The 6,205-nt window shown below is 72.9% G+C and carries 4 protein-coding genes; all 4 read left to right on the plus strand.

Going from position 1 to position 6,205, the window contains the following annotated elements; all coding sequences use genetic code 11:
* Positions 1 to 12: 12 nt before the first annotated feature.
* Entirely contained in the window at positions 13 to 1,428 is a 1,416-nt protein-coding gene (locus tag JTN19_RS19090; protein WP_206935890.1) for a M20/M25/M40 family metallo-hydrolase, read from the plus strand.
* A gap of 145 nt (positions 1,429 to 1,573) precedes the next feature.
* On the plus strand, positions 1,574 to 3,067 hold the full coding sequence (locus JTN19_RS19095; RefSeq protein WP_206935892.1) for an efflux transporter outer membrane subunit: 1,494 nt from the start codon (positions 1,574 to 1,576) through the stop codon (positions 3,065 to 3,067).
* Positions 3,064 to 4,131, plus strand: coding sequence for an efflux RND transporter periplasmic adaptor subunit (locus tag JTN19_RS19100; RefSeq protein WP_206935894.1), 1,068 nt, complete (start codon positions 3,064 to 3,066; stop codon positions 4,129 to 4,131). The genes JTN19_RS19095 and JTN19_RS19100 overlap by 4 nt, the downstream gene beginning before the upstream one ends.
* Before the next feature lie 9 nt (positions 4,132 to 4,140).
* The coding region (locus JTN19_RS19105; protein WP_206935896.1) for an efflux RND transporter permease subunit at positions 4,141 to 6,205 on the plus strand (2,065 nt) is incomplete at its 3' end.

Below are 6,205 nucleotides of genomic sequence, written 5' to 3' on the forward strand. Positions count from 1 at the left end.
GAGGAATACGTCATGGACACCGCCCCCGATCGCCGCCGCGAGGCCCTGGCCCGCGCCGCCGCCCTGTTCGATGACGGGACGCTGAAGGCGCGCCTCGGCGCCCTGGTGGAAATTCCCTCCACGGCGCAGGAGCCGGGCTTCGAGGCGCATCTGACGCGCTACCTGGAGCAGGGCATCCAGCCCTGGCTGGAGGGGATGGGCTTCACCTGCGCCATCCATCCCAACCCGCAGGAGGGCTTCGGCCCCATCATGATCGCGACCCGCATCGAGGATGCGGCGCGGCCCACCATCCTGCTCTACGGGCATGGCGACACGGTGCGCGGCCTCGACGAGCAATGGAGCGAGGGTCTCGCCCCCTGGCGCCTGACCGAGCGCGAGGGCCGCTGGTATGGCCGCGGCACGGCCGACAACAAGGGCCAGCACCTCATCAACCTGCTGGCGCTGGAGGCGGTGCTGGCGGCGCGCGCCGGCCGCCTCGGCTTCAACGTGAAGCTGGTGCTGGAAATGGCGGAGGAGCGCGGCTCGGCCGGCCTGCGCGAATTCGTGGCGGCGCATGCGGCGGAACTGACGGCCGATGCGCTGATCGCGAGCGACGGGCCCCGCGTGGCGCCGGCTGTGCCGACCATCGCGACCGGCACGCGCGGCATCTTCCGCTTCGACCTCGCCTTGAAGCTGCGCGCGGGCGGCGTGCATTCGGGCCATTGGGGCGGGCTGACCACCGACCCCGCGGTGGTGCTGGCCCACGCCATCGGCAGCATGGTGGACCGGCACGGCAAGATCCTGGTGCGCGACCTGCTGCCCCGGAACGGCGTGCCGGCCGAGGTGAAGGGTGTGCTCGACGGTTGCGAGGTGGAGGCCGGCGGCGATGCCGCCACCATTGACGCCAACTGGGGCGAGCCCGGCCTGACGGCGGCCGAGAAGATCTATGGCTGGAACAGCCTGATCGTGCTGGCCATGGTCAGCGGCCGGCCGGAGAACCCGGTCAATGCCGTGGCGCCCGATGCGCGCGCCGCCCTGCACATCCGCTACACCGTGGACACCGACCCGCACAGCTTCGAGGCCGCCATCCGCCGCCATCTCGACGCGGCGGGCTTCCCCGAGGTGAAGATCGAGAATGCCGGGGTGGGCATGCGCGCCTCCCGCACGCCGCCCAACCACCCCTGGGTGCGCTGGGCCGCGGAGAGCATGGAGCGGTCGCTGGGCAAGCGCGTGCAGATCATCCCGAACTCCTCGGGCGGGCTGCCGGGGGATGTCTTCGTGGACCATCTGGGCGTGCCGCTGGTCTGGGTGCCGCACAGCTATGGCGGCTGCCAGCAGCACGGGCCGGATGAACACCTGCTGCCTGGCCCGGCGCGCGAGGGGCTGATCGCCTTCGCGGGCATGTGGTTCGACCTGGGCGAGATGCCGGGCACGTCACCGGCCAACTGAAGCTTAGCAATTCCGACAACCTTGCAGGCCCGTCACCGTTCCGGTGGCGGGCCTTGCTGTTTTGGCGCCCCATCGTTAATTAGAATGATCATTCTAATTTCTGGCGCCCCGGTATCCCCTGGGGGCGCGCACAGCGAAGGCCCGCATGTTGCACCCCTCCCTGACCCCGCCGCGCGGCCCTGCCCGCCCGCGTTCCGTGCGGCTCGCGGTGGCCTGCCTCGGGCTTTCCGTCAGCGCCTGCGCCATGCCCCAGCTTCCCTCCCTGGCCCCCGCCCGCCCCCTGCCGGTGGCATGGGTGGGCGAGGTCGAGGCCACCCGCCCCGGCCCCCGCGTGGACCCCGCCGCCTGGTGGGCGCGCTTTGACGACCCCTTGCTGGACCGCGCCGTGGCGCGCGCGCTCTCGGACAATCTGGACCTCGCCCAGGCGGCGCAGCGCGTGGCGCAGGCGCGCGCCCAGCTCGTGCCCGCCGAGGCGCAGTTCCTTCCCGGCCTCGGCCTTGGCGCGCAGGTTCGGGGCGAGCGACGCATCGCGGGCGAGTTGCCCAGCCTCGGCGGCGATCTGGGCGCGGGCCTGTCCCAGCCGCGCGGCACCGTCACCTGGGGCGGCGGGCTGGATGCGAGCTGGGAGGTCAGCCTCTTCGGCCGGGCCACGGCCACCACCCAGGCGGCCCGCGCCGCCGCCGCCATCGCCGAACAGCAGGCCGAGGCCGCCCGCCTCTCCCTCGCCGCCGAGGTGGCGCAGACCTACCTTGAACTCCGCGCCGCCCAGCGCCGCGCCTGGCTGCTGGAGGCTTCCGCCCGCGCCCAGCGCAGCCTGGTCCGGCTGACGACCGAACGCCGTGGGGCGGGCCTGGCCAGCGACCTCGACGTGGACCGCTCCACCAGCTCCCTGCGGCAGGTGGAGGCGCAGATTCCCCAGGCGCGGGCGGCGGCCACGCGGGCCGCGCGGCGCCTCGCCACCCTGGCCGCCGACCCGCAGCCCGACCCGGCACTGGACCCCGGCACCGCCGAGCCACGCCAGCCCGCCGCGCGGGGCCTGGTCGAGGCCGGCGTGCCGGCGGATTTGCTGCGCGCGCGCCCCGATGTGCGCGCCGCTGAGCTGGCCGTGCTGCGTGCCGCCGCCGAGCTGGGCGTGGCCCGTTCCGAGATGTGGCCACGCCTGACGCTGACCGGGGGGCTCCAGGTGACGGCGACGGCGGTCGGGGCCTCCTTCCTCAACCCCGCCGGGCCGCTGACCTTCCTGGCCGGCGGGCCTTCGCTCTCCATGCCGCTCTTCGACTGGGGGGTGCGGCGCGCCAACATCGAGGCGCGGGGCGCCGCCCTGGCCGAGGCCACGCTGGCCTACCGCCAGGCCGTGCTGGGCGCGGTGGAGGAGGTGGAGGGCATGCTGACCAACCTCACCGCCCAGCGCGCCCGCACCGAAAGGCTGGAGGCGGCGGAGGCGGCCGCGCTACGCGCCCTGCGCGGCGCCGAGCGCCTCTACGCCCAGGGGCTTGTCGGCTTCCTCGACCGGCTCCAGGCCGAGCAGGACCTGCTGCAGGTCCGCATCGAATTGACCGGCGCGCGCGAGGCCGAGGCGCTGGCCGTGGTCGGGTTGCACAAGGCCCTTGGCGCCGCCGTGCCGGGAGACCGCGCATGACCCGGCGCCTCGTCCTACCCCGCCGCGGGCTGCTGCTGGGCGGCGCGCTGCTGCCGCTTTCCGCCTGCGACGACGCCGAGGAGGCGGCGCCCGCGGCCGAGCCGGTGCGGACCGTGAAGCTCGAAAGGCTGGAGCCCACCGCCGGTATCCGCACGCGCTCATTCGTGGGCCGCGTGGGCGCGGTGCGGACGGTGGAACTGGCCTTCCAGGTGGGCGGCCGGATCACGGAGATGCCGGTGCGCGAGGGCCAGCGCCTGCCGCGCGGCAGCCTGCTGGCCGCGCTCGACCCCGAGGACCTGCGCCTCGCGGTGCAGGAGGCGGAGGTGCAGCGCAGCCTCGCCGAGCGCACCTGGCAGCGCAACCGCGGCCTCTCCCCCGGCACGGTGGCGCGTGCGGTGATCGACGAGGCCGAGGCCCAGTTCAACCTGCGCGACGTGGCCCTGCGCCAGGCACGCCGCAACCTCGAACACGCCACCCTGCACGCGCCCTTCGACGCGCTGGTGACGCAGCGGCTGGTGGACCCCTTCACCGTGGTGGCGGCCGGCACGGCGGTGCTGCGCGTCCAGGACGTGACGGAACTGCGCGTGGCCATCTCCGTGCCGGAGGACCTCGTGGCCGTGGTGGGCCAGGAGGATCTGCTGCAGGTGGAAGCCGTCCTGCCCTCGCGCCCCGATTTGCGCTTTCCGCTGACCTATCGCGAACACCGCACCCAGCCCGATGCCGTGGCGCAGACCTACCAGGTCAGCTTCGGCATGCCGCACCCGGACGGTGTGGCGGTGCTGCCGGGCATGACCGTCGCGGTCCGCGCCCGCTACACCGGGCGCGCGGCCCCCGCCGCGGAACTGACGGTGCCCATCGCTGCCATCGTCCCCGGCACGCCGCCGCATGTCTGGCTGGTGGAGCCGGAGGGTGGCGAAGTGCGCCGCCAGGAGGTGGCGCTGGGCGCCGTGCTGGGTGAGCGCGTGGTGGTGGCCGAGGGGCTGCAGACCGGTCAGGTGATTGTGGCCGCCGGCGCCGCGCGGCTGCGCGAGGGCATGCGCGTCCGCCCCATGGACGCGCCATAGCCCATGCGAATGGACATCGCGCGCCGCGCCATCGAGAACCCCATCCACACCTGGATGCTGGTGCTGGCCTGCCTGCTGGGCGGCTGGTGGGGCATTTCCACCATCGGCCGGCTGGAGGACCCCGCCTTCACCATCCGCATCGCCGTCGTCGTCACGCAATATCCCGGCGCCACCGCCGAGGAGGTGGAACGCGAGGTGACGGAGGTACTGGAATCCGCCATCCAGCAGATGCCGCAGCTCGACATCGTCCGCTCCCGGTCGCGGCCGGGCGTGTCGGAGATTGATGTGGAGCTGCGCTCTACACTGCCCTCCTCCGCCATCGCCCAGGCATGGAACGAGCTGCGCAGCCGCGTGTCCGATGCCCAGGCGGAACTGCCCTCGGGCGCGGGGCGGCCTTCGGTGAATGATGATTTCGGGGACGTGTTCGGCCTCTACTACGCGGTCACCGCGCCGGGCTTCAACGAGGGCGAGCAGCGCGAGATCGCGCGGCTGATGCGGCGCGAATTGCTGACGGTGCCAGGCGTCGCCGATGTCGAGGTGGCCGGGCTGGTGGCCGAGGAGATCCTGGTCGAGGTGACGCAGGAGCGCCTGGCGCGGCTCGGCATCCCGCTCGAAGCGGTGGTGCAGGCGATCCAGAACGAGAATGCCGTCGCCCCCGCGGGCCGGACGCAGGTGGGCGAGCGCGACCTGCGCCTCGCCCTTCGCCCCAGCCTGGACACGGTGGCGGCCTTGCAGCGCATCCGCATCGGGCGCGCCGGCACCACCGAGCAGATCGCGCTGCTGGACCTTGCCACCGTCTCGCGCCAGCCGGTGCGCCACCCGCCCCGCATCGTGGCCTTCAACGGCCAGCCCGCCTTCACCCTGGGCGTCTCGGCCATCGCGGACACGAACATCGTGGATGTGGGGCAGGCGGTGGCCGCGCGGCTGGAGGCGATGGCGCCCTACATCCCGCTCGATGTCGAGCTGCACCCGATCTACCAGCAGCACGAGGTGGTGGACGAGGCGATCAACGACTGCATCCTGAACCTGGCCGTCTCGGTCGCCATCGTGGTGGGGGTGCTCTGCCTCTTCATGGGCTGGCGGGTCGGGCTGGTGGTGGGCGGCACCCTGTTCCTGACCGTGGCGGGCACGGTCTTCGGCATGCGGATCATGGGCCTCGAGATGGAGCGCATCTCGCTGGGCGCCCTCATCATCGCCATGGGCATGCTGGTGGACAACGCCGTGGTGGTGGCCGAGGGCATGCTGATCAACATGCAGCGTGGCCGCCCGGCGCGCGAGGCGGCGGCCGAGGCCGCCGGCCGCACGCAGCTGCCGCTGCTGGGCGCCACCGTCATCGGCATCCTGGCCTTCGCCGGCATCGGGCTTTCGCCGGACCAGACAGGAGAATTCCTGTTCTCCCTCTTCGCCGTCATCGCCATGTCGCTGCTGTTGAGCTGGCTGCTGGCCGTGACCGTGACGCCGCTCTTCGGCCACTACCTGCTGAAGGCAGGCAAGGAGGACGCGACGGACCCCTATGCCGGCCGCACCTATCGTGCCTATCGCGGCCTGCTGGTGACGACGCTGCGCCTGCGCTGGCTGACCATGGCGGTGCTGGTGGCGCTGACGGGCGCCTCGCTCTGGGCCTTCGGCATGGTGCGCCAGGGCTTCTTCCCGGATTCCAACACGCCCATCTTCCTGGTGGATTTCCAGCTGCCCCAGGGCACCGACATCCGCGCCACCGACGCGGCCATGGCGCCGATTGACCGCATGATCCTGGAGACGGAGGGCGTGGTCTCCGTCGCGCGCTTCGTGGGGCAGGGGGCCTCGCGCTTCATGCTCACCTACCAGGGGCAGCGGACAAATCCGGGCTATGGCCAGTTCATCATCCGCGCCGAGAGCCTGGAGGCCATCACGCGCATGGAGGGCGACCTGGCGCGTCGCATCGCCGCCACCCATCCCGACGCGCAGGTGCGCGTGCAGCGCCTGGTCTTCGGCCCGGGCGCCGAGGCGCGCATCGCCGCGCGCTTCTCGGGACCCGACGCCGATGTGCTGCGCGCTCTGGCGGATGAGGCGATCGCGCGGCTGGAGGAAGATG

It is taken from the genome of Roseococcus thiosulfatophilus (assembly GCF_017311575.1).
GTDB classification, from domain to species: Bacteria; Pseudomonadota; Alphaproteobacteria; order Acetobacterales; family Acetobacteraceae; genus Roseococcus; species Roseococcus thiosulfatophilus.